The sequence below is a fragment of the Rhizobium sp. GCM10022189 genome, from assembly GCF_042656325.1.
In the GTDB taxonomy this organism is placed as follows: Bacteria; Pseudomonadota; Alphaproteobacteria; order Rhizobiales; family Rhizobiaceae; genus Rhizobium.
This window is the reverse complement of sequence record NZ_JBHSOR010000037.1, coordinates 87,126-113,795: the sequence shown is the minus strand read 5'-3', so window position 1 is coordinate 113,795 and position 26,670 is coordinate 87,126. Positions and strand designations below refer to the sequence as shown.

26 protein-coding genes and 1 pseudogene are annotated in these 26,670 nt (G+C 56.1%); 15 read left to right on the top strand and 12 right to left on the bottom strand.

Annotation, left to right across the window (positions count from 1 at the left end):
• The first annotated feature begins 5 nt into the window (after positions 1-5).
• The 3 genes from ACFPWW_RS13890 to ACFPWW_RS13880 all read left to right on the top strand — a co-directional run bounded on the left by ACFPWW_RS13890 (position 6) and on the right by ACFPWW_RS13880 (position 7,066).
• Positions 6-2,156 carry a N,N-dimethylformamidase beta subunit family domain-containing protein gene (locus ACFPWW_RS13890; protein WP_377312092.1) on the top strand — a complete coding sequence of 717 codons (2,151 nt, stop codon included), beginning with the start codon at positions 6-8 and terminating at the stop codon, positions 2,154-2,156.
• A 136-nt stretch (positions 2,157-2,292) separates the two neighbouring features.
• A complete protein-coding gene (locus ACFPWW_RS13885; RefSeq protein ID WP_377312091.1) occupies positions 2,293-3,558 on the top strand; it encodes a metallophosphoesterase family protein in 1,266 nt (421 codons plus the stop codon).
• Between the two features lies 1 nt (position 3,559).
• Entirely contained in the window at positions 3,560-7,066 is a 3,507-nt protein-coding gene (locus ACFPWW_RS13880; protein ID WP_377312090.1) for an AAA family ATPase, read from the top strand.
• Positions 7,067-7,230: 164 nt separating this feature from the next.
• Here ACFPWW_RS13880 and ACFPWW_RS13875 read toward each other — a convergent pair whose 3' ends face one another.
• On the bottom strand, positions 7,231-7,824 hold the full coding sequence (locus ACFPWW_RS13875; protein ID WP_377312089.1) for a hypothetical protein: 594 nt from the start codon (positions 7,822-7,824) through the stop codon (positions 7,231-7,233).
• A complete protein-coding gene (locus ACFPWW_RS13870; RefSeq protein WP_377312088.1) occupies positions 7,821-8,153 on the bottom strand; it encodes a hypothetical protein in 333 nt (110 codons plus the stop codon). The genes ACFPWW_RS13875 and ACFPWW_RS13870 overlap by 4 nt, the downstream gene beginning before the upstream one ends.
• 175 nt (positions 8,154-8,328) lie before the next feature.
• Between ACFPWW_RS13870 and ACFPWW_RS13865 the strand changes: the two are divergent.
• Positions 8,329-8,493 (top strand): annotated as a pseudogene (locus ACFPWW_RS13865) (IS5/IS1182 family transposase); the annotation flags it as partial.
• Here ACFPWW_RS13865 and ACFPWW_RS13860 read toward each other — a convergent pair.
• The 3 genes from ACFPWW_RS13860 to ACFPWW_RS13850 are packed head-to-tail and all read right to left on the bottom strand — an operon-like array spanning position 8,490 to position 10,784.
• Positions 8,490-8,966: a DUF6527 family protein gene (locus ACFPWW_RS13860; RefSeq protein WP_377312087.1), complete on the bottom strand. Its 477-nt coding sequence runs from the start codon at positions 8,964-8,966 to the stop codon at positions 8,490-8,492. The pseudogene ACFPWW_RS13865 and the gene ACFPWW_RS13860 sit on opposite strands and share 4 nt — an antisense overlap.
• Complete coding sequence (locus ACFPWW_RS13855) at positions 8,966-10,144, bottom strand: ThiF family adenylyltransferase (RefSeq protein WP_377312086.1); 1,179 nt, start codon at positions 10,142-10,144, stop codon at positions 8,966-8,968. Before ACFPWW_RS13855 ends, ACFPWW_RS13860 begins: the two co-directional genes overlap by 1 nt.
• Entirely contained in the window at positions 10,119-10,784 is a 666-nt protein-coding gene (locus ACFPWW_RS13850; protein ID WP_377312085.1) for a multiubiquitin domain-containing protein, read from the bottom strand. Before ACFPWW_RS13850 ends, ACFPWW_RS13855 begins: the two co-directional genes overlap by 26 nt.
• Positions 10,785-10,917: 133 nt before the next feature.
• On the opposite strand from ACFPWW_RS13850, the gene ACFPWW_RS13845 reads away from it, so the two are divergent.
• From ACFPWW_RS13845 to ACFPWW_RS13835, 3 genes are read left to right on the top strand one after another with little or no spacing between them, the layout of a single operon-like run.
• Complete coding sequence (locus ACFPWW_RS13845; RefSeq protein WP_377312083.1) at positions 10,918-11,124, top strand: ribbon-helix-helix protein, CopG family; 207 nt, start codon at positions 10,918-10,920, stop codon at positions 11,122-11,124.
• Positions 11,121-11,780 (top strand): hypothetical protein, encoded by a 660-nt coding sequence (locus ACFPWW_RS13840; RefSeq protein WP_377312082.1) that lies wholly within the window; start codon positions 11,121-11,123, stop codon positions 11,778-11,780. The genes ACFPWW_RS13845 and ACFPWW_RS13840 overlap by 4 nt, the downstream gene beginning before the upstream one ends.
• Positions 11,777-12,268, top strand: a complete 492-nt coding sequence (locus ACFPWW_RS13835; RefSeq protein ID WP_377312080.1) for a hypothetical protein — start codon at positions 11,777-11,779, stop codon at positions 12,266-12,268. The genes ACFPWW_RS13840 and ACFPWW_RS13835 overlap by 4 nt, the downstream gene beginning before the upstream one ends.
• 184 nt (positions 12,269-12,452) lie before the next feature.
• On the opposite strand, the gene ACFPWW_RS13830 is transcribed toward ACFPWW_RS13835, so the two are convergent.
• A complete protein-coding gene (locus ACFPWW_RS13830; RefSeq protein ID WP_377312079.1) occupies positions 12,453-13,814 on the bottom strand; it encodes a hypothetical protein in 1,362 nt (453 codons plus the stop codon).
• A gap of 564 nt (positions 13,815-14,378) precedes the next feature.
• Here ACFPWW_RS13830 and ACFPWW_RS13825 point away from each other — a divergent pair.
• The 3 genes from ACFPWW_RS13825 (at position 14,379) to ACFPWW_RS13815 (ending at position 16,860) form a co-directional block, all read left to right on the top strand.
• A complete protein-coding gene (locus tag ACFPWW_RS13825) occupies positions 14,379-15,197 on the top strand; it encodes an EamA family transporter (protein WP_377312078.1) in 819 nt (272 codons plus the stop codon).
• Between the two features lie 404 nt (positions 15,198-15,601).
• A complete protein-coding gene (locus tag ACFPWW_RS13820; RefSeq protein ID WP_377312077.1) occupies positions 15,602-15,910 on the top strand; it encodes a DUF1127 domain-containing protein in 309 nt (102 codons plus the stop codon).
• A 74-nt stretch (positions 15,911-15,984) separates the two neighbouring features.
• Positions 15,985-16,860 carry a LysR family transcriptional regulator gene (locus ACFPWW_RS13815; protein WP_377312076.1) on the top strand — a complete coding sequence of 292 codons (876 nt, stop codon included), beginning with the start codon at positions 15,985-15,987 and terminating at the stop codon, positions 16,858-16,860.
• Between the two features lie 385 nt (positions 16,861-17,245).
• Here the strand turns inward: ACFPWW_RS13815 and ACFPWW_RS13810 are convergent, their stop codons facing one another.
• Entirely contained in the window at positions 17,246-17,641 is a 396-nt protein-coding gene (locus tag ACFPWW_RS13810; protein ID WP_377312075.1) for a helix-turn-helix domain-containing protein, read from the bottom strand.
• Positions 17,642-17,929: 288 nt separating this feature from the next.
• On the bottom strand, positions 17,930-18,613 hold the full coding sequence (locus ACFPWW_RS13805) for a winged helix-turn-helix transcriptional regulator (protein ID WP_377312073.1): 684 nt from the start codon (positions 18,611-18,613) through the stop codon (positions 17,930-17,932).
• 125 nt (positions 18,614-18,738) lie between these two features.
• Here ACFPWW_RS13805 and ACFPWW_RS13800 point away from each other — a divergent pair, with 125 nt between their 5' ends.
• Positions 18,739-19,296: a recombinase family protein gene (locus ACFPWW_RS13800; RefSeq protein ID WP_377312071.1), complete on the top strand. Its 558-nt coding sequence runs from the start codon at positions 18,739-18,741 to the stop codon at positions 19,294-19,296.
• On the opposite strand, the gene ACFPWW_RS13795 is transcribed toward ACFPWW_RS13800, so the two are convergent.
• The 3 genes from ACFPWW_RS13795 to ACFPWW_RS13785 form a co-directional block, all read right to left on the bottom strand.
• Positions 19,297-19,815, bottom strand: a complete 519-nt coding sequence (locus ACFPWW_RS13795) for a flagellin (RefSeq protein ID WP_377312070.1) — start codon at positions 19,813-19,815, stop codon at positions 19,297-19,299.
• Positions 19,816-19,856: 41 nt separating this feature from the next.
• On the bottom strand, positions 19,857-20,372 hold the full coding sequence (locus ACFPWW_RS13790) for a hypothetical protein (protein WP_377312069.1): 516 nt from the start codon (positions 20,370-20,372) through the stop codon (positions 19,857-19,859).
• Positions 20,373-20,610: 238 nt separating this feature from the next.
• Complete coding sequence (locus ACFPWW_RS13785) at positions 20,611-21,096, bottom strand: DNA N-6-adenine-methyltransferase (protein WP_377312067.1); 486 nt, start codon at positions 21,094-21,096, stop codon at positions 20,611-20,613.
• A gap of 370 nt (positions 21,097-21,466) precedes the next feature.
• Between ACFPWW_RS13785 and ACFPWW_RS13780 the strand changes: the two genes are divergently transcribed.
• The 4 genes from ACFPWW_RS13780 to ACFPWW_RS13765 all read left to right on the top strand — a co-directional run bounded on the left by ACFPWW_RS13780 (position 21,467) and on the right by ACFPWW_RS13765 (position 25,403).
• Complete coding sequence (locus ACFPWW_RS13780) at positions 21,467-21,706, top strand: hypothetical protein (protein WP_377312065.1); 240 nt, start codon at positions 21,467-21,469, stop codon at positions 21,704-21,706.
• Positions 21,707-22,048: 342 nt separating this feature from the next.
• The gene (locus tag ACFPWW_RS13775) at positions 22,049-22,738 is read left to right on the top strand and encodes a hypothetical protein (protein ID WP_377312064.1); all 690 of its coding nucleotides are present in this window, start codon (positions 22,049-22,051) and stop codon (positions 22,736-22,738) included.
• A 654-nt stretch (positions 22,739-23,392) separates the two neighbouring features.
• Positions 23,393-24,598: a trypsin-like peptidase domain-containing protein gene (locus ACFPWW_RS13770; protein WP_377312063.1), complete on the top strand. Its 1,206-nt coding sequence runs from the start codon at positions 23,393-23,395 to the stop codon at positions 24,596-24,598.
• A gap of 610 nt (positions 24,599-25,208) precedes the next feature.
• A complete protein-coding gene (locus ACFPWW_RS13765) occupies positions 25,209-25,403 on the top strand; it encodes a hypothetical protein (protein ID WP_377312061.1) in 195 nt (64 codons plus the stop codon).
• Between the two features lie 564 nt (positions 25,404-25,967).
• Here the strand turns inward: ACFPWW_RS13765 and ACFPWW_RS13760 are convergent.
• The gene (locus ACFPWW_RS13760) at positions 25,968-26,393 is read right to left on the bottom strand and encodes a hypothetical protein (RefSeq protein WP_377312059.1); all 426 of its coding nucleotides are present in this window, start codon (positions 26,391-26,393) and stop codon (positions 25,968-25,970) included.
• Positions 26,394-26,670: the final 277 nt, after the last annotated feature.

The window sequence follows — 26,670 nt, the reverse complement described above, 5'->3', positions numbered from 1 at the left end:
CCGTCATGTTGCGCATTACTGGTTACACGGACCGTTGGGTCTTCGAGGCGGACGACGAGGTTCATTTCAAGATCAGTTCGAAGAAGCAACGAATCCACTGGCGCTTAGTCAGACATATCGGCCCAATAAAGGAATCAGGGGATTGGGCGAAGCATACTGTCGACGTCGGCGTCACGGGATTCGTCGACGATTGCGCGGAAAGGAAGATCATCTCTGGGTCCCGCTTTGTCGCCGCTGTGAAGTCTCCCAAAGCTGCGGCTCTCAGTGTTAGGTTCAGGGTTCTCCCGACTGCGACGAGGATTGAAGGGTCGGTGCTCTGCGAAATGGAGTTTGACGAAGGGGATGTCTGCCTGAGAATGGATGGAGATGGCCGACTGCAGGTCGCCGGCGTCGACAGCTCCACCAAGTTGCTGGATGGATTGCGGCTCGTAAGCGGAGAGTGGCAGGAGATCGTTTGGACTGTCGTTCCTGAGACCGGCACAACGGAAGTCACTTTGCATCGCAACCGGTATCCAGCCCTGTCGGCCTCTGTCGATGTTGCGCTTACCAGGGATGCACTAACTGAGCTGAGGCTTGCCGGCGACAGAGATAGTGGAAAGTTCAACGGCAAGCTGGAGAACCCCGAGCTCTCATACTGCGAAGCGTATTCGCAGCAGCGACCGGCATGGGTAGTTCTCGGCAGCTGGGATTTCGGTTCGTATGAGGCCGGCCAATTCGAGATAACCGACAAATCCGGCAATGGCTTCCAGGCAAGACTGTTGAACGCTCCTACCAGAGCGGTCACGTCGTCCAGATACGACGGTCGAAACCACGATTTCAGAACTAATCCCGACGGATATCAAGCGGTATGGTTTCACGATGACGACACAGGCGACGTTGGCTGGCCAACGACATTGGTCGTCGGGCTCCCGCATCTGCCGTCGGGCGCTTATTCGGTCTTGGTGTCGGAGGATGAAGTCCCCAATTGGTCGGACCGGGCAAGCTTCGACGCCATCCCGTTCTTTGTTAGGCCCGGACGCTCAACGGGAGCCCGGGTGGCGCTCGTTCTTCCGACGTTCAGCTATAGGGCCTACGCAAACAATACCTTCGCCGAACATGCTGACCCGCGCATCTTTAGGCGGAGGAACCTTCGGTCATCGGTGCCGCTTTACAGCTACGCGATCGAGAATAACCTTCTGTCTCTCTATAGTGTTCACAGCGACGGTTCGGGAGTTGCGCTCGCGTCCCTCAAGAGGCCGCAGGTCACGATCCGCGCTGACTTCAATTCACAGCTTCAGGGCTTCGCACACCAGTTCTCGGCTGACCTGGAGATAGTTGCGTGGCTCGGTAAAGTGGTTGGCGAGTTTGATATTCTGACGGACGAAGTACTCCATGTCGAAGGCAGTGCGAGCCTGGAGAACTACGATGTCGTCATCACGGGATCGCATCCGGAATACGCAAGTGCTTCGGTTTTGAATGCTTACGACGACTATCTAAGGCTGGGGCGATCCTTGATGTATCTCGGAGGGAACGGTTTCTACTGGTCGGTCGGACTGGACGGCAATCATCCGGAGTTCGTTGAGGTTCGCCGATCGGAAGGGACGAGGACTTGGACATCCGGGATTGGCGAAAGACGCCAGCAGCTCGATGGATCAGACGGTGGTTTGTGGCGTAGTCTCGGAAGGCCACCGAACGCAACTTTCGGAATCGGGTTCTGCGCGCACGGCTTCTCCGGCGACGGCGACTACAAGCTGGTTGCCGATGTGTCCGTACCGCCCGAGTTGAAGAGGACGATGGCCTGCATCGCATCAATTGGCGACCGGCCGTTCGGTATCGCCGGACTTGAAGTCGATCGTTTTGCTGTTGAATTCGGCAGCCCTCGGCATGCAGTTGTTCTCGCGAGCTTGAACAGCATGCCCGATGACTACCTGCCGACGGTGGAGGAGTTCGGCGGACTGGATGAACTCATACCCGACGCCAAGGTTCATCTTTCGGGCAAGGTCAAGGGCGACATCGTCCTGATTTCGAATTATCCCGGCTACGTTTTCTCTATTGGGTCGATCCGTTGGACCAGCGGGTTGAATTCCGGCGACTCACGCGTCGCAGACCTCACGACCGCCGTTCTTCTTGATCTCCTGAACGTCGCCGACACACACGTTCATGCCACCGGCTCCTGATTGGGAGCTTTCGGTAGGTGCTTGTGAACCGCGCTCATCTAGGTTTGCTGGGGATTATCGGAACAAAGCGTGAATATGCGCTGGTGCTGACGAAGTTTAGAGGTTACGAAGGTCGACCAACAGATGAGGCTCTGCTTTGGTCTATCGATTCGTCCACACCGCCGACATTCATCTCGACTCCCCGCTGCGAACGCTGGCTCTCCGCAATGCCGAGCTTTCCGACCTGATCGGATTGTCCACTCGTCGTTCGTTCGTCCGCATCATCGACCTGTGCCTGGAAGAGCGGGTAGATGCTCTCGTCATTGCCGGCGATCTCTACGATGGCGACCAGACGTCGATGAAGACCGCGCGGTTCCTGGCCGAGCAGCTTGCGCGTTTGCACGAGGCGGACATCCAGACTTTTATCGTTCGCGGCAACCATGATGCGCTTTCCAAGATCACCGCGGAGCTCGTTATCCCCGACTCCGTCAAGGTGTTCGGTTCAGTGGCTGAAACCATTAGCATCGACCGCGCTCCCGGCGAATTCCCCGTCGCCATACACGGGCTCAGCTTTGCCAAGCCGCAAGCGCCCGAAGGCCTGCTTCGACACTACGCTGTTCCTGTTCCGGATGCCGTGAACATCGGCATTATGCACACCAGCCTCGGCGGCTCGGCTGGTCACGATCTCTACGCGCCATGCAGCGTTGCCGATCTCCGCCAAACGGGGTTTCGATACTGGGCACTCGGCCACATTCACAAGAGGTCGGCAGTTGAGGACGCATCGTCCGCGATCATCATGCCCGGCATTCCTCAGGGTCGTGATATCAACGAGGATGGACCCAAGTCCGTCTCCCTCGTCACGATAAGGGATGATCGTTCTGTCGTCGTCGAAGAGCGCCAGACCGCCGTCGCCCAGTTCGAGAGACTCATCGTCGATATCTCCAGGGCGACTGATTGGAAGGATGTGGTTCTGGAGGCGAAAGGCACACTGGAACGCCTTTCTTCCGCTGTTTCCGCCGATCATCTTGTTGCCCGTGTCGAAGTAACCGGAGCCACGGAGCTCGCATGGCGCATCCGGCGAGACGTCGATATTCTCCGCACCGAGCTTGAGACACACGGTGCGAGAATAGGAAATGTCTGGATCGAGAAAGTCGTGACGTCCCCGGTTGCGGCCCCACGGCAAGATGTCCGGACCGGTGCTTTGGACGAGCTTGCAGCAATCATCGACAGCGAGATCCACGGCTCGACCGAGTATCGGGATGAGGTACGCTCGATCGCCGACGAACTGAGGGGCCAGCTACCCACCGAGCTCCGCGAGATCTTCGGCAGGGACGAGGCGTCCTTCGAGAGTTTGTTGGCGCAATATGCCAAGGACGGTGCGTTGCAGGTCCTGGCGCGTCTGCGCGGCGGCGAGGGAGAATAGGGTGCGCATCAATCGTCTCGACCTTACGCGCTATGGCAGATTCACAGACGCGGTCATCGATTTCGGATCGCGCCCCGTCGGATCTCCGGACCTCCACGTCATCTACGGTCCCAACGAGGCCGGGAAATCGACGACCCTCGATGCCATCCTAGATCTGATCTTCGGGATCGGCAATACGACGAAATATGCGTTCCTGCACCCCTACAACACCATGCGCCTAGCGGCTAACGTTCGCGTGGCAAGTCAGGACAGGGAATTCGTCCGTATCAAGCGACCGCAGAACAGTCTGCTCGATCAAAAAGAGCGGAGTCTGGCCGATACGGAGATACGGGCCGACCTTGGCGGGATTGACCGCGATGCTTTCTCGACAATGTTTTCACTGGACGATGTGACGCTCGAGAAAGGCGGCGAGAGCATTCTCGCAAGCAAAGGCGATCTCGGTGAACTGCTTTTCTCCGCAAGTGCCGGTCTTTCCGATCTCAGCCGCCAGCTTCTCGCGATACGCGGCGATGCCGACGCTTTCTACAAATTTCGCGGGCGCAGCAGCCAGCTGAGCGAGCTCAAGGTCCGGTTATTGGAGCTGAAGCAGAAGCGTGAGGAGCTCGACCTTCAGGCGACCGAATATCGCAGGAAGTCAGCTGAACTGCATCGTCTGGACGGGCTTTACGACCAGGCTCTGATGGAGCGCGCGGACACCCAGCGACGAATAGAAGAGATCAACCGTGTCCTAAGCGCGCTTCCCACAATGCGGAGACTTACTGGGCTCCGAGCCCAGCTCGATGCCCTCGAGGCGGTTCCCGAACCACCGGAATCGTGGAAGATGGAACTCCCGAAAATCCGCAAGGGTGAAATCGAGATCCGCGTCAAGCTGGATGAGATTGCCCGAACAGTAGCCGAGATCGAGAACGAGATTGGCGGAATCGCCGATGACGCCGTCGCTCTCGGCCTCGCGGCCCGCGTCGCCGATCTCACGAAAACGCTGGAACCTAGATACCTGACGGCACAGGTCGATATCCCGAAGCTTACTGGGCGGGTCTCTGAGCTCTCCGTCGAGACGCTCCTTCTCCGGCTTGGCAAAGCCGGCGAGAAAACGCCTGCGCGGTTGGTTCTGGATGCGGCTACGGTCGGCAAGTTCAGATCGCTCATCAGCTCCAGGTCTGGTGTAGAAGCTCGTTGCGCTTCCGCGGCGGAAGAACTTGCGCGTTCGGAACGAGCTCTGGAAGACGCGGACAACCAGGTTCCGCCCCTCGAGGAATTTCGCGATCCTTCGCGGATCAGGGCTTTCGAAGTACTCTCGGCAACGGTTAAAGCGCTGCCAAAATCCGATGACGAGGGCGCACTCCGTTCCGTGATGCGGCGTCGCGAGAACGCGGAAGTCGTGCTGTCGGAAAGTCTTTCGCAGCTTTTTCCCTGGAGAGGCAGTCCGGCCGACCTGGCGGCTATGAGCGTACCGTCCGCCGCGAAGTTGAACGATTGGAAAACGCGGTACCAGGAGGGGCGGGAGCGGTCGAAGACCGCGCGTGCGGAACTCGAACGTATGGAGCCGGACGCCCGGCGGATGGACGCGGAAATCGAAGTCTTGCGAGCTCGGGCAGGGGAGATCGACGAACCCTCGGTCGCGGCTAGCAGGGCTGCCCGCGAAAGGGCATGGGTTTCCCATCGTCAAGCCATGGACGCGCAATCGGCGGACGTCTTTGAGCATGCCATGAGAGCGGACGATCAACTCGTTTCGCAACGGCTCCTGCATTTCGCGGAGGCCAGCAAGCTGGCGCAGTTGATGCTGAGCCGGGCGTCCACGGGTTCCGAAATCCAAACAGCTCGCGAGCGCTTTGAAGCGGCCGCGCGTTCGCTCTCGGAACTCAGAAGCGAGATGGCAGCAACGTTGGCATTGATTTCGCCGGATGCCGAATTTGGCGTCGATCCTGCAGAGCTGGAAGAATGGCTGCGCAGAAGGATCGTGGCCCTGAGGGCTCGTGACGAGCTCTCAGCGATCGACCAGGAAGTCGCGGAAACCCGCGACAGGGCTCAGCAATCGAAGAAACAGCTGATCGCGGCTATGAGGACCGCCGGCCTGACGGCCAGCGATGACGCTGATCTGGCAACGCTGTTCGCAGCTGCCGAGGAAGGCCTCGATGCTTTCAACCTCGCCATGAATCAGGCAGACCGTCTGAAACGATTGAAGGAGGATAACGCCGCGCGCGCCAGCGCGATGAACGAAGCTTTGAAAGCCGCGCAAGAATGGGATGTCTCATGGTCCGAGCTCTGCAAAGGCTGCTGGTTGGGGGAAGCGTCGGTTCTCCCGGACGTCGATGCAGCCAACGAGATCCTCGACGTTCTCGAAAAGCTCGCTTCGGCAATCGAAGCCAAAGACAGTCTCGTTGATCGAATCGAGAAAATGGAAAAGGACAGCGCCCTGTTCGAAGCTTCCGTGTTCGAATTGTGCGACACCTTGGAAATCCCGAAAACCGCCGTTCTCACGGAACTTACTCGGACTATCACCGATCGGATCAAGGCAGCGGAGCGGGGGAAGGAGCAGCGGGAGAAGCTCGAACGTGATCTCAACAAGAAGCGCCAAGAAGAGCGCGAATACCTCGTCACCAAGGAAGTACTCGATCTCCAAATGGGGCAGATGACAGCGTTCTTCGGCTGCACCACACTCAATGAGGTCGAGGCCTTGATTGACCTTTCCTCGAAGCGGCGAGGGCTGCTGAATTCAATTTCTGAAGTCGAGCAAGAACTGGTCGAGATCAGTGGCGCGAGCGAGATCGGCGACGTCGAAGAGAGGCTCGCGTCGGTGAATAGAGACGAGCTGGAGGGCCAGCTCGCTTTGCTGACGCCAGTCCTGGAAGACCAGGACCGAAGATGTCATGACGTCTACCACGAGAGGTCAACACTACAGAAGGCGCTCGATGCCATCGGCGGCGATTCCGTTGTCGCGGAGATCGAAGAGCAACGGCGCACCATTTTGCTGGAAATCGAGGAGCGGGCTAGTCGTTACCTCGAGCTTCGCGCGGGAATAACCGCTGCTGAACAAGCGCTGAAGCTCTATAGGGATCGTCATCGGAGCGGCATGATGACGAGGGCATCCGAGGCGTTCAGGATCATCAGTCGCGGAGCCTACACGGGGGTCGCGGCGCAACCCGGCAAGGACGGCGAGGTCCTCATCGCCGTGTCGGCGAATGGTGGTTCGAAGATCGCCGACGAACTCTCCAAAGGCGCGCGCTTCCAGCTGTATCTCGCGCTTCGGGTAGCGGGATATCACGAGTTCGTCGCCAATCGCGCTCCCATACCGTTCATCGCCGACGACATCATGGAAACCTTCGATGATTTCCGCGCCGAGGAGGCATTCCGATTGTTCACGGAGATGGCCGGGCATGGGCAGGTAATCTATCTGACGCATCATCAGCACCTGACCGAGATCGCCAAGAAGGTTTGCCCGGGCGTCCGGCTACACGACCTGGAGACGATTCAATCGGTCAGCCGGCTCGATGGGATTGCGGCGGAGTAGAATGGGCATGAGATGCGTCGCGCAACCCAGAAAGTTGAGAGGGAACGGTCATGGGCAAGCATTCCGCCAAAGTTTATCGAAAAAAGCCGGTGGTCTTCCCAGCCACTAACGAAAATGTGGAATCGCGATCAGGCGATAAAACATAGTGACAGACTGCCTCTCGTTCAGGGCTTCCAAGAGCTGCCAATCGCTGCGGGCTCATCGACTCCTTCAGGAAGATCGGTGAACTTTCTTGCGTCCGATGGCCTTCTGCCGGGCTTGCTCGGATGAAGCATTTCATCGATTACCTCGTCCGCTGATGCGATGACACCCACATCCTCCAATCCACGGAGCAAACCCACGGTCGAGATCAGGTGGAGATTTGGTGGCCTGTTAAAGACCCTTAGGCCGGCGTCCTCGAACAGGATCGCGACAGGTTCATTGGCCTTGAGATAGCGTTCAAGGCCTCCTTCGTCTGAGACGAAGTCGACCATTGCGAGTTCTCCGGCGTTTTTCTTGAGTTTTTGCCCAAGCCGCCGCTTTTCTCGTTCGGCTTCACCTATGTCTGTCCGCTCGATCACGAAAGGTGGAGAGTTGCCATCGATGAAATCTTTAACTTCGGCATCTTTAAGGTAGGAAAGATCGCTGGTGAGTTCGTCATAGACGGCGTCAACGATAACAATCCGCATATCCAGTTCAAGCAGCAGATTAAGCCGATCAGCCACCCACAGACTGTTGATCGGCCCCGAGTCAGGCAGGATGATCGTGCACCTTTTCATCCCATCCTCCAAAGCTTTGCGAAGGTGGCAGCCTGGTTTTCGATTTCGTGTGCCGGAGGGAGCGGCATCGGAAGGTCGGCGTCTCCCAGCGCGACGAGCAGGTCTGCGTAGTCCCTCAGACCAAGGCGGCGAACAGCCTCTCGCCTTGAAAGCATCCCTTTTGAATAAGCCAGAAGCGGGTCCTCCTCGGAAATTTCTCTCTCCGGCTCGGTGATCGCTTCAAAATGCTCGCGCACGATAGCGGTCATGGTTGTTCGATTTTGCGCGGCGTATGCTCTTACCCTGGCAACCAATTCATCTGGCAGATTCATGGTCGTGTTCTTCAACATCGAGCGACCCTCCGTTAGCTTCACATATATATGTGAATTGCATCCGAGTAACAAGGATTATACTGAACCGAGTCTGGAAAAAAATCTCCGGGACCGTACAAGTCAGACCTTCGCCTATCATAAGGCCAAGGTCTGGGAGATCGGTCTGAATTCCACATTTGAGTGAGTGGCTGGGGTGGTCTTCAGCCCTTGGCTCTACAAAAATTTAATCTCATCGAGCGCTTCTTCAACAATACAGACGGGTTGCAGCCCGATATGACAAGCTGGGAATGACTTCCTCGCAATGACGAAGCTTGCTTGCATTCGCATTACACTCCGTCGTAACGAGTCTTCGGCCTAGTCAAGCCACGAAAAGAGACGTCGGAACATCGACGCTGGTTTTTTGACACCATCGACCACCGTGTTTGTTGGCGGCGCTTCTGTCGGCTCTTGAGCGTGTTCCTTAGGGGCGTCGCCTCTGGGCGTTGGATTGCTCGGATCACCGCCGCGCTTCGCCTTCAAATCGCGCTCGCGGCCAGCAAGAATCTTTTCGTCGTCCCACCGTTCTGCCCACACCACGCGGCCGTTTCTGATCAAGTAATGGGATTTGCAAGGCAGAGACCAGTTCCCCACTGAAGGAGATAGGGTCACGGCTTCTCCGTCGTAACTCATTTTCCAATCTCTCGGGCTTAAAGGAGTCACGACTTCGTGCCCGCATCCGCAGGCGCAACGATGCGACATCGTCGCGAATTCCATTGCGATATAAAGCACCCCCTCGTCGATCGTTTCCGGAAAGGCGTCAACGAAGCGATGTTCGAGTTGCTTGATAGCCATCAGACGAAGTCCTCGTTCAGAATGTGGTTCGAGTCGACGCTATAGAGACTGAAATGCTCGTTTTCAGTGTCAGAATAGAACCCCATCAGGCGTTTCCACCGGATGACCGCGAGGCAGGCGTTCAAAGCGTTCAGGTCCGCAACCTGGATGTTCTTGGCATAGAGGTCATTTCCTGGGATCGTTTCCATCGGTATTCTCGCCCGCGCGCGAACATGATCTCGCTTCGCGGGGGTGCTCAATGTCGTCCGTAGCGTACCCATTATTCTATCGTCGACGAGTTCCAAGCCCATCCCCACGTCGATGAACGGGACATTGTTTGCTTCGAGGCTAGCTACGATCTGGACTTTGATCTCGTTTGCATCCAAGCAGAGAAAGACCATGTTGTGGTGAGCAAGCTCCCCGACGTTCTCCGATGTCAAGAAGACAGGATGAGGTCTGACTCCACGGTGGATCACCGAATAAACAGAGGCAAAATGTTCGACCTTGAAACGCTTTTCTCGTAATTGGGCGGCCGAGGCAGCACCCGGCGCACGAAACGCATTGTGCTGCTCGAATATGTCGCCATCGTACAGGTGTATTTCACGAACAGGAGTCTTGACGAGAAGGTCCAGAACGAACGACCCGGTACCTCCAAGCCCAACGATCGCAATGGAAGGAAGACTTAGTTTTTCGGTCAGAGCGGTAATGCCTGCGCGCCCTGAAGCGTTCTCCAGATACATGAATGGAGAATCGTCATCTGATTCTTGAACTCTCCTGGTACGCGCCGTTACTGACGGGTCGATGGCTGCCGCCGGGCTGCTGATGATGGTGGCATACGTGCTCATCTTCGCGTAATAGTCGGGATATCCGATCGCCGGCTTACTTGAAAAGCTGTGGTCGACGTAGAGGTCGGCGGCAATCGCCTGTCTCTGGGATATGTGCGAAATCTTGTGAAGCGGATTACCCTTCTCGTCACAGGGATAGTCTCCCTGAAACATGACCACATGCGTTTCGGGGACGTTGGTACAATCACCCGACATCGACAGAGTAGAAACCAGAAGACCGCGACGAACCTGACGGCTGCTGTCGACGTAAGGAACGTCGTGCATGACCAGATGGCCATGCTCGATCGTGATGTCGTATCCTTCTTCTACAAGCTGGCGAAGATCAGGACTAAGATTTATCAGTTGCCGAGACATTGAATACCATCCCATTCTTCACCTTAACGGATTCACCCTCAATTAGGGTGCCTTCCGGCTTGTCTGCCGGGCCTTTGCGGTAGCTGACGGTGAACGAGGTCGTTGGGCCGACGGGAATGTCAGGGAAGGCCAACTTTACGAGTTCGGAAAAGCTGATGCGCCCCGCGGACACGAATTTTTCTCTCGTGTTGACTAGTATTCTGACTTTAGGCTTTGGTCTGGAAACGATCCGCTCGACGCCCTTCCGATCGAGATGTACGATGTCGTCATCACCGATCGGCGCATCTGCATCGCTATCCAGGAAGATATCGTGGTCATCTGGGATACTGGCGAATTTCCTGAGGTCGCTCGCCGAGATATCCCTATCGCCCCATTCGAATCCGCGTTCGTTGACAGTCAGCGAATAGGAGCGGTCATTCCGGAACGCCTGAAATACTGCAGCCAACGGCGCAGGACGAAGGGCGATTATTTCCTCAAGGCCGACAGATCGAGAAGTCCCGTTCCCGATTTCTATCAGAACATAATCGCTCGCAGGGGCGAGGGACGCGGCCGCGCGAATATCCCGCCCGGTCAGCTGCTGATCGCTTGTTGCGTAAACGTGGTCGTTGACGCTGAATTCATAACGGGATGTGTCGCTCATAAAGCACGTCTCCTTGGTTGCCGCATCAATATGTAGCTAATTTGTAGCTAAAAACAAGCCAAAAAAAGAACTTTAGTTGATTGCTTTTTAATTGCGCAGGCTTTATATGGGGTTAGGCAACGGAGAGTGACGCATGAAACGGACTATGACTCTGAACCTTACAGACGCCGAGATGGATGCTCTCGAGGCGCTGTGCGAGGAGAAGGGACTGTCCAAGACCGCATTGGTCCGGCAAGCCTTGCGGCTTTACAAGTCGGTCGACGAGAGGCTCGGGCGCGGAGACAAGGTCTTTATCGAGAGCGCGGATAAGTCCGAAAAAGCGGAGTTGATGGTCTTATGAGTAAAGAATCTCTCGGTACTTTCTCCGTTTTGAACCGGAAATCCGGAAATTGGGAGGACGGTGTTCTTTACCACGGGTTCGACGAGCGGAACAAAACCGATATCGAGGAGCTCTGGATTCCGATGCTAAGGGAGATGAAGACAGCGCAAGCCGGACTTCAGGACATCGCGCCCCGTCTTCGTGTAAGCGACGCGCATTGGCTCTGGCCAGAGAAGATGGATGAGACAGTCAAGGACGCCCTGATCTCCGACACCTTTGTCTTCGAGTGTGCGAACATGACGCAAGCGGCGATGATTATCAGAAAGGGCCACGTGAAGTACCTTAGCCTTTCATCGGAACATCGCGGCTCCCCGCTGGTCTACGTGGATATTTTGGCGACGGCCCCTTGGAACCGCGCCAACCATCCCGAGTACATTTACAAGGGCTGCGGAGAATTGATGTTGAAGACGGCTATAAGCGTCTCCATTGACAACGGATACAAGGGGCGGATCGCTCTCAGGGCACTTCCGGGTGCGGAGAGTTACTACAGGGGGGTGGGAATGATCGAATTCGAAGAAGGCATCGTAGAGGATAAGCTGAAGTATTTTGAAGTGCCGGAGTCACTGGTGCAATCGATCTTCCGCCGTTCTCCAGCAGAACAAGGAGCAGATAGATGAAATTGCATTTCACGAATGCGGATCTCAAAGAGGCGATCCGCAACTCGCCGGATTTTACGGTCGAGGCCGGAGTTGAAATTATCAACGCCGGACCGTTTCTTTCCGTGGCAAAGGCCAGAGAAGGCGCTTTCGGGAAGAAGAAAGCGGTGTCGCGAGATCGTACGCTCCTGGGGTCATTTCTTCTCAATGCGCGTCGGCGCGAGAAACTTTCGTACGCTGCAATGGCAAAGCGTTTGGGTGTCGATTCCGTAGAGCTAAAGCGTGTCGAGACCGAACCGATGTTTGCGCCGGCTCTCGACTTCATCGAAAGCGTTGCGAGGTTCGTAAACATTCCTACCTTCGAGGCCCAACGGCTCGCCACCGGAAAGCCGCGAGACAGGGAGCGGGCGATCGGTGTAGCTACTCGTAATCTCATCAAAGAAGCGAAGTCCAAAGCGGCTGGTAGTTCAAAGCCACGCGGTACGGCAAACAAGCTTACTCGAGGGTAAGCTTGTAACCACCACACAACAAAAAGCCGCCCGTCGAAAGTCGGGCGGTTCTTTGTTGGTCAAATTCAATTATCAGGCGTAGAGATCTCTTAACGCGCGCTCAATCTCACGATCACTTGCGTTGTAGATGGACTCGACGGCAGAGCGGTAGCGCTCCAAATTGGTCAACTTCTCCTGCTCGCGATCATGGGCCGGACGACGGATCACTTTCTCGCTTTGAGTCTTTGCCGGCCGATGTTTTCTCGATTTGGTCTCGTTCGTCATCGTCGTTTTCCCAGGTCAGGAGCCTCGCCGCCTGTCTTAGGGCGTAGCGGGGATTTAGTTCCGGCGTGAAATACAGCTTCCGCCGCAGCCACACCAAGCCTTCATGCTTCGTGATTACCGCAACATCCACGGGGCCGCCTACTCGTTCCGATGGTGTCGCTATCTTCACCTTTAACGATTGAAGAGTTATTAAGGTTTCCGCCAAACCCGCCATTTCTTCAACCGGGAGATGGCGAAGCACATTCACCAAAGGGTACCCGTGTTTAGCGCGCGCCTTCTGGGTAACGTTGTCGCCAATCTTCTCGGAGCTAACTTGCACGAGGCTGTCTAGATCGTCAATTAGCCCGAGCTCAGTACCGGTTCGATTCATCAGCTGTGTTGCAAAGTCATTCAGGCCATCTTTAACTGCCGTGGTCATCTCGTCGTAGACATCCGAGCTTATGCCTAACTCAAAAGTATTGGTCACGGACGCCTCCGCAAACGCCGATAACAGCGCCGGCGTCCGCTCGCTGATCGCCTGTCGCCGTTTCTCGCAGAAAACATGATGGCCGCACGCCAGCCCGTAAGACTTGTATTCCACCATGCTCGGAAAGATCTGACGTTCGCCGAAACCGACGAACACGAACCCCGTGGGCTCAAGATGATCGTCTGGATGGGAAAAGATCGTCTTGAGCAGGGCGGTGGCTATCTTCTTGCTGTTTTTAGCGCTCGCCGCCGAACCGTTCAGCGTCGCTCTTACCATCTTTGCCGTATCGTTGACGCGGTCGTCTATGATCTCCTTCAACGTCGCCGCGGACAAGATACTGCATTTAGGAAGCGTCTTCGCGTCCGCAAGCTTAGCTGCGATCCGTTGCTCGAAAAGTTCAACGCGTTCGGCTTCATCTTGATCGTCAAGGATTGCGCCGTCGATCCATTCTTCGAAGAGATTCATGGCGACGTCGTAAATTCGGCTGTCTTGCACAGTTCGCGGGAACAGTTCGTCCTGATGCGACGCTATGTAACTCGAGAATCTCCCTGCGTATTCGTCAAGCTGCCCGCACGCCGTGTTTCCGAGTTCCGCCCTGAACGACTTGATGATCACTTCCCATGGCACATTATGAATGTCACCGGAGTCGAAGATCATGAGACCGACTGGATGGTGGTTAGACAATTGGAAAATCTTGTTAGCGCCGGTGAAGTGGCGTTCTTCCCGCCGTCCATCGTAAACACCGGTAGCGGTCGTGGCTGAATCTGCGGCAAGCACGACAGCTAACCGATTCATGATGCAAATTTCCGATGTCATGCAACCCTCCGGTCGATAACGGGAAGCACGATTCTAAGTTCGCTTGCAAGTGGTGCGAACAAGAGATCCAGTCACCGAATGTCCGTCGTTAGTCCAAACCCATTTTCAACGTTTCGATCGTTTCATCTAGGAAGAGTCCGGCGCGCGCCATCAGGACCATCAGAAGATAACCATCGATTACGCTTTTCGGGGATACAACATAACCGACAAGACATGGGTCTTGTTTTCCCACAAGAGATGGCATCAACCCTTCGTGGTGACTATCGGAAACGCCGGACACCGACCGTCCGATTGTTGCGATGACAGCAGGGCTCCCGATGCTTAATGAGCACCACATCGGAGCTTACGCCGTTCCCCGAAGCAGCGGGATTCTTGGCACTCGACTATCGTGGTTACGGTTCGAGCGACGGTACACCTCGCGACGAGACGGACTTCTACCAGAAACGCGAGGACTATCGTGACGCGGCGCGATCGGATGTCGAATGACAACCTGAGAAAGGCACCTTAATAAGAGCACTGACCTTGAGAGTGGACTAAGCGTTTGACGATGGAGCAGGGGGCCACTTGAGCGTAGAGGTTTTCTTTCTTGTGCTGCTGTCGGCAGCTATGCATGCTGCGTGGAACAGTCTAACAAAAGTAAATATAAGACCTTATCTGGCTCTTGCCGCTCTCAACATCATCGCAGGTCTTTTCGCGTCGTTTGCACTGGCGTTCGTGGGCTTGCCGCATGGCGGATGGCTGATTCCGGCGATTGCCGCTTCCGCCTTGCGGCAATGCTACTATCTGCTGATGGCAAAGGCGTATCAGGGAGGAGATCTGAGCCAGGTATATCCTGTGGCCCGCGGGACAGCGCCTGTCCTGACAACCATTTTAGCAATTCCTCTGCTCGGCGATCACATGTCGATCACAAGCGTTGTAGCCCTATGTCTGATAATGGTGGGTGTGACGGTTGTCGGTCTGGCGAGATCGGCAAGCTCCGTCGCGACCTCATTCACCCCTCTAGTCCTTGCGCTCGCTGCCGGTGCTACAATTTCTTGCTACACAATGCTGGATGCTTGGGGCAGCCGCGCCTCCTCCTCCGCCATTTCCTATGGTCTGGTAGGTGCTACGCTCGACGGCCTGATTTTCCTGGCCATTTACTCAGTCTTCCTGAGGAAGGAACTGCCCGACAGCTATATAACTGAAAATGCCCTCCAGTTAGTCGCTGGGTCGCTGTTTGTGATCGCTTCATACGTTATATCGGTATGGGCGGTGACGGTTGCTCCGGTGGCTCTCGTTTCGGCATTGCGGGAAAGCAACATTTTTTTCGGCCTTGTGATTGCGGTGACGATTCTGAAAGAGGGGCTGAACCGAAGCAAGATCATAGCAGCTTTGCAATATTGACGGGATTGGTGTTGCTGCGACTAGCTTAGAACGTCACCGCGACGAGGAGGCGGTGGCGATCGCAGTTGCGGATCGGTCAGGATCGTCTGCACCAACGGCCGGACCCAGGGCCTGGAACCAAAGTGATGTTGACGAATCATCTCGAACTGAAATCGCACCGCCATGACATCGTCCGCAGCACTCTGTCGACAGGAGGATCGGATTGGCCAGCGTAGTCAAGCGGCCCCTTTCAGTTCCATTGGGTTCGCACTCAAGGAGGTGACACTTACGACTTGAAGGCAGCGTCCTTTGAGAGTCAAGCCGTCGTGAGTATTTTGCACATACACGCCAGAACTACTGCATGGCGCATACGCCGATACGGGGCGATAACCGCGATAGACCTGTTGGCGAGCAGAGGCGCGTGGATGAAGCAAGATTTCGTAAAACGGATTAGTGAAAAACACGAATTTCGCGATATTGCGAACGCCCCCCAACTCCCGATCAGGGTTTTGGAAACCGGGAGCAACCGGAACATCAAGCCAGAAGCTTTGCATGAATACGCGGAAAGCATCTTCTCGCTCTTGTCACTGCTCAAGCAATGGCGGCTTCGAATGAAGGAAAGGCGAGAGCTGGCACGTATTTACACAACGATGCCAGATGAAGCGCTCGCAGACCTGGGGCTGACGCGTGAAGAGGCCGAAGCTGAATCGGGCAAGCCATTCTGGCGGTGTTGATCTCTATTTTCTTTCATATTGCTGTCATACGAATATAGCTAGGGTGCCTGTGAGTATTCCTCACGGAGAGATCGATGCGACAGTTGCCACCCATGTCGTCTTTACGTTCTTTCGAGGCAGCGGCGCGTCTCGGCACTATGACCGCGGCGGCAAGCGAGCTCGGTCGCACACACGGTGCGATAAGTCGACAGATAGCCCAGCTCGAGCAAGCCACGGGGCAGCCACTGTTTCATCGTGCCGGGGTCTCACTTAAACTTACGCCTGCCGGTTCCGATCTCTTTGCAGTTACTGTCGAAGCACTGGACAGACTCGAGCAGAGCTTCACAAGCATTCGCGGTGGTAGGCAGAACCAGGTGATTACGGTTGGATGCGGGTCAACGTTTGCTTCTCGATGGCTGATCCCGCGCTTGCCACGTTTCTATGAACTGCACCCCAACGTCACCGTGAAGATCGATGTCTTGAAACGCTTCGCCAGTGAGGCGCGAGGCGTGAGCATAGCGACATCGTGGGACCGATTGAGTTACCCCGTACCGGAGGGGCCGAATGTGTACGTTCTTGGTGACGTGGAATTCGTGATCGCCGGACACCCGCAGCTTGATTTGGAGGTTTCGGGCAAGGCCTTCTATATGCCAACTCGCCTCCGGTCTCTGACCAGCCTACATCACTGGGAGGCGTTCGAACAAAAAACAGGGTTTGCGATTTACGCGGAGACCACCATGGACTTCGCAAACACACAGCAATGTATCGACGCGGCCGTCGCCGGATTGGGCTTCGTTCTGGTCGAGGCGCGGCTAATCGAGGACGAACTGAAGACTGGCCGCCTGATCGTACATCCGCCGAGCTGGCGGATGCCCGGCGGTTTCGTTGGGATCACAGCAGTTCAAACTCCCCCAAGCATGCTCCGGAAATTTATCGGCTGGCTGGTCGCGCAGAGGCCAGTACCACAATGACCTGCACGAAATGAGCCTCTCGGCCCCCCGTTAATTCCGCCGGTCAAAGCAGAAACGGCAATTGCCCCTCAACTGCAGCAGAGAACGTCGAACAGCAACAACCTGGCGTTCCCAGTTGGAGTTGTGCTTGACCTCGCCCTCGGGATCCAAACCGCGTGGGACCCCAGGCAACCCACCCATCCCCAGATTTCCAACGTCGTTCAGCTCGCGCGGCATCATGCAGGTCTTTGAATGTTTCTGCTTTTTCTCTCAGCATTATGTTGCCTGCGCAGCAAACGATCAAAGATGTACCAGCATCGTTCGAGGCTTGGGCCTGTTCAATAAAATCCCTACTGGGTCTGGGCAGCGTGGGCTACGAACCCAAATGATGATCTCGCAAGCGGACTCACTGTGGCGCGGATACAAACCCATCTGGATCGTCCACTTCTGAAGAAACGGATTTGATGAGGCTCTCAAGCGCTCTCCTGACTCCAGCATTCTTCACCCGAGCGAGGTCGCCGGTGGGGTACACGCGACCTGTCGCCTGCAGGGTGATCGTATCGCGCTTGACGGTCTCAGCTCCCTTGAAGAAGTCCTCCATGGAGACACCGAGAGCCTGCGACAAATCGTAGAGAACGCTGGCGCTGATGCGGTTTGAACCCTTCTCGTACTTTTGCACCTGCTGAAAAGAAACCCCCAACGCCTCAGCGATGGCGGATTGGCTCAGTCCCTTCGTCTTCCGGATACGTGTCAGATTTCCCCCAACGACTGCATCGATTGGGTCTCCTGTCTTTCGCGCCACCTTGTTCTCCGTTCAACTATTCGTGCGCCCCCTAGTATGGTGTGCCACGCCGGCTGAAAGTCAGCAATGTGTTCACTGGAATTTGTCGGCGACGGCTTCGAGATCAAAATCGGAAGCACGTTTTGGGTCGACGGGCATCTCCAGACGAATTGCTAAGGCCACGAGTACGTCGCACTTCTTTCCAGACGATTACCGCAAGCCCTTGAAATGGAACGGGAAGCGGCCCGCCGCCCGCCCAGTGAAAGAAACTGCCGCGGACGGATTGAATCTCGTGCCTCGAGAGCGACATTAAATCGATAGCGCAACGAGACCATGGATCGTTCTCGCTCCAGTCAGCGCCTTGAGACGCTCGACGCGATGCTCCACCGTGCGTGGAGACAACTCGACCCGATGCCCAATCTCCCGCATCTGCAATCCTTCTCGAAGCAGCTGCAGGATTGCGAGATCGATGCCGTCGACGTCCTTCGGTATTCCGCTAGCCCTCAGGATATAATTCACGACACCAAAAACGAGGCACCAGTCGTCTGCCGGCTTCACGGCTTTCCGGGGAAGCGACAACATCTGGAAATTGGTTTGCATATTGTCGTGGCGAGCGGTTTCGGAAATGAGCGAAGGGCGACGGCCGGCGATCGCCCTCTGAATGGACGGGTGGAGACTTCCGGCAGGCAACATAGGAAGTCGCGATCTCAAGACTTCAGGCACGTCAGCGTAGCTCGTCGGGATGCTGTAATCGCGGAGGAGGTTTACCCTAAACTCCGGGCCGCTGTCGGTCATTTCAATGACGGCAAGCACCATGTTCGCGGAAAGCTGCTCGCCGGCCATATGGCAGAATGTCGCTGGCTGATCGACCTCGCGGGAAATCCAGACGTCGATCAGCTGCTGCGCCAAATCATCGAAAGTCACTGACTTCATCTGGGCGGAGCCGTCTGGAAATTGCTGCCGGACGCCGACGAATACGACCGTATTTGTCATCGGTCGTCCGTGTTTTTGTTCCTTGCCTAAATCATTGCAACCATTCTCGGATTGTAATCATGCAGTTCCGCGCACCCGCCCGTCGAAAACGGTCCTTTCTGTCAACGCGCGGGAAATGGAATTCGATGACGAAAGTCGGTTATGCCCGGGTATCAACGGAAGATCAGCGACTCGACCTTCAGCTCGCGGCGTTGCGTAAGGTCTGCGACCGGGTGGTCGAAGATCAGGGCGTTTCCGGCTCGACTAACAAAAGACCCGGGTTGATCTCGATGTTGCGCTCGTTGAAACCCGGCGACACTCTCGTCGTATGGAGGCTCGACCGGCTGGGCCGCTCGCTCAGAGACCTTGTTCAGATCATCGAAAAGCTCGGCCGGCGGAAAATCGAGTTTGTCAGCCTGACCGAAAACATAGACACCGCGTCGGCCGGTGGCCGCCTAGTCTTTCATATGCTGGCAGCGATGGCGGAATTCGAGCGGTGTTTAATCAGGGAGCGCACTTGCGCAGGCCTTGAGGCCGCCCGCGCGCGAGGGAAGCGCCTCGGTCGGCGACCAGCCTTGAACGACGCCGAGCGTCAATCGGCATGCGATGCCGTTGTCGTTGAAGGAGAAGACGCGCTCGAAGTCGCCATGCGATATGGGGTGCATCCACGAACGCTGGCGAGATATATCGAACGTATGCGATGACTACTGGAACAGCTGAACCAGATTTCCAGGCGCTGCATTGGCGATACCGAGGCTCTGAATGGCGAGCTGCTGCTGGGTTTCCAAAGCCTTCAGCCTAGTCGCCGTGGTTTCCATGTCGGCATCGACAAGGCGACCGATCCCGCTCGTCACGGAATCTGTCATCCTGCTGTTGATCTCGTCGTACATTTCCAAAGATTTCTGGACCGTGCCGACGTACGACATCTTCGACGTCAACTGCTGGATTTTTTGATCGACGTCCGCGACGAGGTTGTTGTAGAGGCCCTGACGGTCCGACCCGAACCGGACGACGTGGTTTTCGATCGACTGCAGCACATAGGTCGGGCTCACCGGAAAGGAGCCGGACCCGGCGGGAAAGTTGAACCAGTACACCGCTGCCGGCGTCAACGACCCCGGAGCGTCGATGGTGTCGCTTCCGTCGAACAACGCCTGCTCCGCATTGGGCTGACCCGGACCCGTCCACCCGATACCGAAATCGTCATTCAGGAGCAGGGTGTTCATGGCTGGAACGTTCATCGTCTGCACCTTGCCATCGGCATAGCCTATAAGTTATGTACCTGTTCGCTGGCCTTCGTGCTTTCGCCGATGCCGTGATAAAGCATGTTCACGCCCGAAAACGAAGCTGACATCATCGCGTCCCGCGCCTGGTCCTGCAGCTGCTGGATGCGCTGATCGATCTTGTAGACATCCGATTTCGCATATTCCGGATCGAGACTGAACGCCGGCTTGACCGCGTCCTTCATGCCCGGCTGCGGCATGTCGCTCGCGGTGATGACGAGGTTCCTGATCTCGACGAAACTGTCGAGTACCGACTCCATCGCAGCGTAGGCCGTGTCCACGACGCCCTCCGCCAGGCCGACGCTGTCGTTGACGACGTTCATGGCCTTCACGTCCGACCTCATCGTCGTGGAGATGGACCAGTAGGCGGCGTTGTCCGATGCCTTCTCCACTCTCAATCCAGACGACGCCTGTTGCGAAGTGTTGGCAAGGCGGCCATCGATCGAGCGTAAGGTGCTGAGCGCCGCCATCGCGCCGCTATTTGTAATGATGCTGCTCATGATACCCCGTCGTGCGGCCGGGCTCATCATGAGCCGATTCATACAATCCTGGGTTCGGAAGATCGGCGACGACCGTTAACAGCGGGGCGAAAATGGCAGGGGGAAACTACCCGCTGCGAAAATATCGTGACCATGGCGGGCGTCGGAAACGGCATTGTGCGAGGCATTTGCAGCCACGGATTCGCCTGCCTATCATTCCCGTCCATGCTCGACGGCCAGCTGGTTCGGAGCAGATAGGTCAGTCACGTAACGGCAGGGCCGCTATACCCAATCCTGCATCGCGAGCTCGACAAAGCGCGTCAACCGCTCGCTGCCCCTTTGCCCATAGTGCCGTCCCGTTCGAAGGAGACTTGCCTTCTGAGCCATCGGGCCGAAGAAAGCGAAGCTTTGGCGTGAAGAGCACCATATCCGCAAAGAGCCATGCCTCTCGAAACCACGGCGCGCTTGTGCGATCCGGCGTGAGTGCGATGCCGTCCGCATGCTCGAAGAATTTCTTCATCCACGGCTCAAGTCCGTTCCGCCCGCCGAACGGTGGGTTCATCCATACGAAGCCCGTCCACTGAGACCGAAGGCTGTCCGCGGTGATGAATGCCCTGGCCGGAACATGGGTCGCCGAATTGGCGGGCGCCGCGACATCCATATCGAACACGCATCCCAGTGCACCGAAGACGTGAGGCGGTGTATACCACTCGTCGCTTTTGCCAAGTGAATCCCAGTAACCCATCGTGCGTTGAATCGAGCCAATGGTTTATGGTGATCCGGAATTCGAGGCCGTGGGTTGCGCCGGCACGATTTCGTTGGATCCTTGGGCGCGTGGAAATTCTGCAGACGGTGTCCGCAAAGTTCCGCGCAGTCAGAACGTAATAAGAACATCGTTGGCATTTGGGTCGCTTATCGGCTACTGCTGTGAAAACAGGGGGCCCGATGAGTCGACTCAAGTTGCTAAAGGATCAGCGTCAGCTTGCGCTATCGAAGCTGGAGAGCCTCGCTGAGGATAATCCCCTGCGCTCACGTTATGTGGAATGGGTGCGAGAACTGGATGGTCAGATCGACGCGCTCAGCTAAGTTCGCAGATTTAAAATTCAGGATCACCAATGTCATTGGCAGAGAAATTTATAGTCGTACCATTCAAGCGCAACCGTGCTGGTTTGGTTCCAGGGGAGATGCGGCAGGCCTCGAACGGAACGTCTGCGGAGAAGATCGCATCGGCAATGTCTGCAAGGTCGACTGGTGTCGGAGCCTACTCTGTGATCGTCGATAGCGAGACGGGTGACATGAGCTCGCCGCGGCTTCTGGCAAGCTTTGGCGAGATAGGCGACCTGACGCAGGATTGAGCCGAGCAAACCTGCGTAAGCGAGACGGAATCTCCTCAAGCGTGCCCTCGGCTGTATGGAAATGGGGACAAGTTGTTGGCAGCTAAGCCAGCCGATTTTTCGGCGGGCAACATCACAACCATCGATGCCCCATTTGGACCTCATAGCCCTTTTCGTCTTTAAGAACGGTCTGCGTTTCGACCGTTCTCCTGTTGGCCATCAGGTTCGGCTCAATGCCTTAGCGCCTGCTCGATCTGGTCCGGCAGCAAAGTCGCTGCCACATCGTAATCGACTCATGTTGCCATGAACGCAGTCTTAATCAGGAGCTGCGATGGATGCGGACCACAATAAGAGCTATTTCTCATGCCGCCAATTCGCAAACTTCTGTTTGGCCTGTTTCGCAATCGAATTCCCGCGGCCTCCAATATCACTTCGCCTTACAATGAACCCGACCAGTCGCAGCCAGACATCATAGCCGAAATCGCGGCCACGTCAGCGGAAGGGATGGACGTAAATACGACTGAACCGGTGGGCTACGCCACCAATCGTTTCAGAGTCGAATTTTTTGGGGTTTTGCAAGCGGTGGTGAAGTTTAATTTTTCGAGTATGGCAGTCGATATCAGCAGTATCCAGGTCAACGAAGCCGAGAGAAACCAGGGCATCTGCAAAGCTTTTATTCGAAGCTTATATCGTGCGGCTCAAGCCGGAGGGTTCGGAAAAATGGAGCTCACTGCGTCGATGGACGGGAGATTCGTATGGGCGGCTCTGGGATTTCGGCCAACTGTCGGAAGTTGGGTTGTTTTGAAGCGACATCTTCTGCAAAGGCTCCATTGGGCTGATGACCGGTATCCAGCGACACATGTAGAAGCTATCCGGCAGATTATTATGCTGGACGATCCTCGATCGCTTCCCTTACTTGCGGATCTTCCGGGGGATATCTCCGATGCCTTTTCGCCGGTCGGAATGATTTGTAGAATACTGATGTCAGGTCCGACGTGGCAGGGCGAACTTTTCATGGGAGACCCTATAGATGAAGACCACCTTTTCCGTTGAAGCAGCTGCGTTCGTAGATGGTGCCACGGATATACTGCACGACCTTCGAATGAGGCCTCCCGTGCGAGACATGGAGAAGATTCGGATCGGTCTTACTGCGCGCGGGTATCCCGCTTCGACCATCGCGAAGATAATCGAATGTTACAACGCCGGTCCCAACCAACCCGCGCAAAATTCGCGAGCACGTATGTCGTGACAGAGAAAAGCTTCACTTGGGAAGAGGATGGTTCAATTCAGGCTGGTTCTTTGCCAAGGACGTGGGGTCGGTCCAAAGCAACAGCTACCGCCCGGCGGATGGTGGCACGATGGCCTCGTCTGTCAGTGGGCGGGTATTCACCAGGTGAACTGTCCAAGATGGGTAATCCAGAGAATAATCATACGCGGCTTGCTGGCCGGGCCGGCCGGGCTGACCACGCCGACTTCAGCGTGCACGTGACCCCCAAAATTCAAACCGCGCCCATTTCCAATATCAGCCGGGGCATTCCGTGAATCATGCATGTAGTAAGGGCTTCAGGCCCACGAACGCGCTTTCCTGCAGCCATTAATAGGCATCGCGACCGTTTCCACATCGAAAACACATTAATCTTGAATGCAGGATATGGTTGAAAAACTCTCGCGCGAAGTTCTAATCTCCACGCAGCTGGGAGTTTCTCAATGCCGTCCGTGTCTCGCGTCGCCGCAGTCGCTCTGTTTTCCGCTTTTCTCGCCACGACGTGCCTCGCTGGAAGCCCAACATCTTCAGGAACTGGATTTGCAGTGACTCCCGACGGTTGGCTGCTCACCAACGCGCATGTCGTCCAATCCTGCAAGCGCATTGAGGTGAAGGGCAGGGGAGACGCAGCCGATCCGCGAATTGACGCTGCTAACGACCTGGCGCTGATTAAGATCAATTCATCGCAGCCACTTAAGCCACTTGTCTTCCGCCGCGCGCCCACTCGCCTTGGTGAGGATATCGTGGCCGTAGGGTTTCCCTTGGCGACGCTCCTCGCGGACTCCGTCAAAGTCACAACGGGCAACGTCAACGCGCTCGCGGGCCTTCGCAACGACACCCGATACATTCAGATCTCGACGCCGATTCAACCGGGAAACTCGGGAGGCCCTGTGGTGGACCGCGATGGCTTTGTCATGGGCATCACGAGTGCGACGCTCTCAAAAGGGGTCGCGGACGAGATCGGTATTACTGCTCAGAACGTGAACTTTGCGATCCGAGCCTCGGTAGCCGATCTTTTCCTTCAGTCCCAAAGTATCGCCGGACAATCCGGGGACCGGGCAGCTGACCAGCAGCCGATCTCGACCGCGGACTTGGCTGACAAGGTCACGCCATCGGTTTTCCAGATACTCTGCTATGGCGAGCCGCAGGAACAGGCTTCCCTTAATTCACCGAGCGCGGTCACCAATTTGCCGGCGGCGACAACCTCATCGCTAATAGACGCCCGTGGCTACGACGCGATCGGCTTCGACTACAGAGCAGTGAAGGATCTTTCCTACGCTGGCTGCCAGGACCTTTGTGAGGGCGACAGCCAATGCAAGGCCATCACATACAATACGAAACACAACGTTTGCTTCCTCAAGGACAACGTGGTCGCCTTAATCCGGAATTCGGACGCTGTCGCGGCTTATTCCTCCTCGAAAGCGGCCGACGTGATAATGTCCGACTTCACCAGCTACTCGGGAGTCGATATTCCCGGCGGCGACTACAAACGTCTGAAGGGAAGCAACTACCTGCAATGTTTCACCGCCTGCATTGGCGACAACGCCTGTAAGGCGTTCTCATATGTTCCCAAGAAGTCCGAGTGCTGGCTGAAGGACACGATCGGGCGGCCAAAAGCCGTGAAGGGCGTGGAGCTGGGGATCAAGTAGATCTGGCGCTTCGAGGAAATCGAGACAATCCGTTTCCAACGAAATTAGACTGGTCATCGCGACCATCCGAGGCAGATCTTCGGACATTCTGGCTTCGTGAGGGCTTCCGAAAATCAACCCGCATCACTGGAAGCTAGAAAGTCGTTTCTTGCACCAACCACCAAACGGGGAGAAGTCCCAAGGCGATAGCGGCTAGCCAAACGGACGCGAACTTGATCAGGTACTGCTTGCGCGCCTTAGCCTCGTTCCATTCGTAATACATCGCGGCTTACTCCTGCCCAGCACAGGGAAGTCAACCACTGAGAGGCATGGGAGTCGAGTGCGGAACTGCAACACTAGAACTGTGATAGGGTCGTGGCGATCTGCAATCTGGCCCGACACATCAGGCATTTGTGTTCGATACATTAAAAGACAGCTGGTCTGTTCTGACGCGTTTATTAGGGATGCGCGACCTGACCTGTGGCCGTGATTGAAATCTAGTGAGCGCGGGCGGTTCGAAGCGATGACAGATCCTCGTACCGACTGCTCTGGACCCTGTCTTCGTGAGTAATCGATTGGTATTGACGGACAAGCTGCCACGCGCTGCAATCAAGGAGCTAGGAGGAACTATATGATCGCTGATTTCACAAAAGAACAACGGGCGCGAATTATAGCCGGGGACCCTGTGATCGCGGCCCGACGCCTGCAAGATTTGTTGCGCAAGGATAACCCGCTCGGAGATACGCCCTCGATCGAAGAGTGCGAAGAGATTGTCGACCTTGTCGTCGCGGCCGTCGGAAAAACCGGAACATCGTCGAACGCTTGACTGTATGCCTGGCGTCCGTTGCGATTGCGAAGATTCCCATTGCGATACCACACATCAACACGAGCCGCCTGTTTATGTACGCTCGACATAGGTCGAAGGAGATCCGTCCATCCTACCCGTAGAAAGCGAGCCCGACGAGAAGGCCAGCGTTGGCAGTGGCCTCGGGGTGGATTCCGAGCTCCTCGGTAAACGGAAATCGGCCCTCACGGAGCGCGATGCAAAACCGCCGAAGATTAAAAGCCTGCATACGAAGAAAGCGGGCGATCATTGCTTTCGCGGCAACGGCTGCGGCGTTGAACTACATCATTCAACGCCGCTTACGAGGTGATGTCAGGTGCGCTATGCCGTCGCTGTTGTTTCCGGACTTGCTTGGGCGACGGGAGCGTCAAGGTTAGGAACTCCGAAGGTGGATCACCCCGAGGATTTCGGCAATCAGAAAGCGACGTCGCATAACGGCCAGCATTCTCCCGGGTCAGCAGGAAACGCAGATCGAGCGCTGAATTGTCGCGTTCAAATCGTGCGCTTCCTGCCCTTATCACAGGCCTTCAAGTTTCATGCGCCGCGTCATCGCGAGGCGAATGTTGAGTGGTAGTAAAGGGCAGCTGCCAACATCTTGGCTTCAAAATGAGGCTCGAATTCTGACGCGCCCCGTTCCGCGTCGACGATGCGGCGGAGCGACAATCTGTTATGGGATTCTCTAAGCATCGCTAACACATGTTTGGCGGTTGCATGTGCACCGTGAAGCGTGGAATCGACGCTGGTGCCCAAAAGCGCCGAGCTTGTAGCGCGGTAACGCGGTACTATTTCTGTTGAAGTCACGACCAGTGAGATAATGCGTGCAGGACGTTCCGGCTGTAGGCCCGCTTCGAATTTGGCGACAATGACTTCTGACTCGTGGCTTGGCGGCGGCGGTGGTGCTGGCGGCGTCAGGTCGCCGGAAAACGTGAACTTGATTTTTCTGAAGCTTGGACTTTTGGTCCTCTTGGCCATTGTGCCGGTCCACCCAGGTTGATGTTTCATTGTTCAAGTGACCGGACCGGTCTGCAATAGCCGACGGAAGCAAATAAGTGCTTCTCAGCAACGACTCGAGGTTTGACGCGTCGCTAACGAGACCTAAGGCAGTCGCCCCGAGAGATGCGTCCGCGGGGGCTGTTACTTTGGCTGTACAGTATTGTAGCCCTGAAGCGTATACAATTCCCTGAAGCAGAGGCTTTGACGTTCGACTTGGCAATCGGCCCATGCGTCAGAACTTATGAGGTGCGCGACC

Bases quoted from the DNA above. Each gene is read 5' to 3' on its own strand.
- ACFPWW_RS13890 (WP_377312092.1), top strand. From the start codon at position 6: ATGTTGCGCATTACTGGTTACACGGACCGTTGGGTCTTCGAGGCGGAC.
- ACFPWW_RS13875 (WP_377312089.1), bottom strand. From the start codon at position 7,824: ATGAAAAGGTGCACGATCATCCTGCCTGACTCGGGGCCGATCAACAGT.
- ACFPWW_RS13870 (WP_377312088.1), bottom strand. From the start codon at position 8,153: ATGTTGAAGAACACGACCATGAATCTGCCAGATGAATTGGTTGCCAGG.
- ACFPWW_RS13860 (WP_377312087.1), bottom strand. From the start codon at position 8,966: ATGGCTATCAAGCAACTCGAACATCGCTTCGTTGACGCCTTTCCGGAA.
- ACFPWW_RS13855 (WP_377312086.1), bottom strand. From the start codon at position 10,144: ATGTCTCGGCAACTGATAAATCTTAGTCCTGATCTTCGCCAGCTTGTA.
- ACFPWW_RS13850 (WP_377312085.1), bottom strand. From the start codon at position 10,784: ATGAGCGACACATCCCGTTATGAATTCAGCGTCAACGACCACGTTTAC.
- ACFPWW_RS13845 (WP_377312083.1), top strand. From the start codon at position 10,918: ATGAAACGGACTATGACTCTGAACCTTACAGACGCCGAGATGGATGCT.
- ACFPWW_RS13840 (WP_377312082.1), top strand. From the start codon at position 11,121: ATGAGTAAAGAATCTCTCGGTACTTTCTCCGTTTTGAACCGGAAATCC.
- ACFPWW_RS13835 (WP_377312080.1), top strand. From the start codon at position 11,777: ATGAAATTGCATTTCACGAATGCGGATCTCAAAGAGGCGATCCGCAAC.
- ACFPWW_RS13830 (WP_377312079.1), bottom strand. From the start codon at position 13,814: ATGACATCGGAAATTTGCATCATGAATCGGTTAGCTGTCGTGCTTGCC.
- ACFPWW_RS13820 (WP_377312077.1), top strand. From the start codon at position 15,602: ATGAAGCAAGATTTCGTAAAACGGATTAGTGAAAAACACGAATTTCGC.
- ACFPWW_RS13815 (WP_377312076.1), top strand. From the start codon at position 15,985: ATGCGACAGTTGCCACCCATGTCGTCTTTACGTTCTTTCGAGGCAGCG.
- ACFPWW_RS13805 (WP_377312073.1), bottom strand. From the start codon at position 18,613: ATGACAAATACGGTCGTATTCGTCGGCGTCCGGCAGCAATTTCCAGAC.
- ACFPWW_RS13800 (WP_377312071.1), top strand. From the start codon at position 18,739: ATGACGAAAGTCGGTTATGCCCGGGTATCAACGGAAGATCAGCGACTC.
- ACFPWW_RS13795 (WP_377312070.1), bottom strand. From the start codon at position 19,815: ATGAACACCCTGCTCCTGAATGACGATTTCGGTATCGGGTGGACGGGT.
- ACFPWW_RS13790 (WP_377312069.1), bottom strand. From the start codon at position 20,372: ATGAGCAGCATCATTACAAATAGCGGCGCGATGGCGGCGCTCAGCACC.
- ACFPWW_RS13785 (WP_377312067.1), bottom strand. From the start codon at position 21,096: ATGGGTTACTGGGATTCACTTGGCAAAAGCGACGAGTGGTATACACCG.
- ACFPWW_RS13780 (WP_377312065.1), top strand. From the start codon at position 21,467: ATGTCATTGGCAGAGAAATTTATAGTCGTACCATTCAAGCGCAACCGT.
- ACFPWW_RS13775 (WP_377312064.1), top strand. From the start codon at position 22,049: ATGCCGCCAATTCGCAAACTTCTGTTTGGCCTGTTTCGCAATCGAATT.
- ACFPWW_RS13770 (WP_377312063.1), top strand. From the start codon at position 23,393: ATGCCGTCCGTGTCTCGCGTCGCCGCAGTCGCTCTGTTTTCCGCTTTT.
- ACFPWW_RS13765 (WP_377312061.1), top strand. From the start codon at position 25,209: ATGATCGCTGATTTCACAAAAGAACAACGGGCGCGAATTATAGCCGGG.
- ACFPWW_RS13760 (WP_377312059.1), bottom strand. From the start codon at position 26,393: ATGGCCAAGAGGACCAAAAGTCCAAGCTTCAGAAAAATCAAGTTCACG.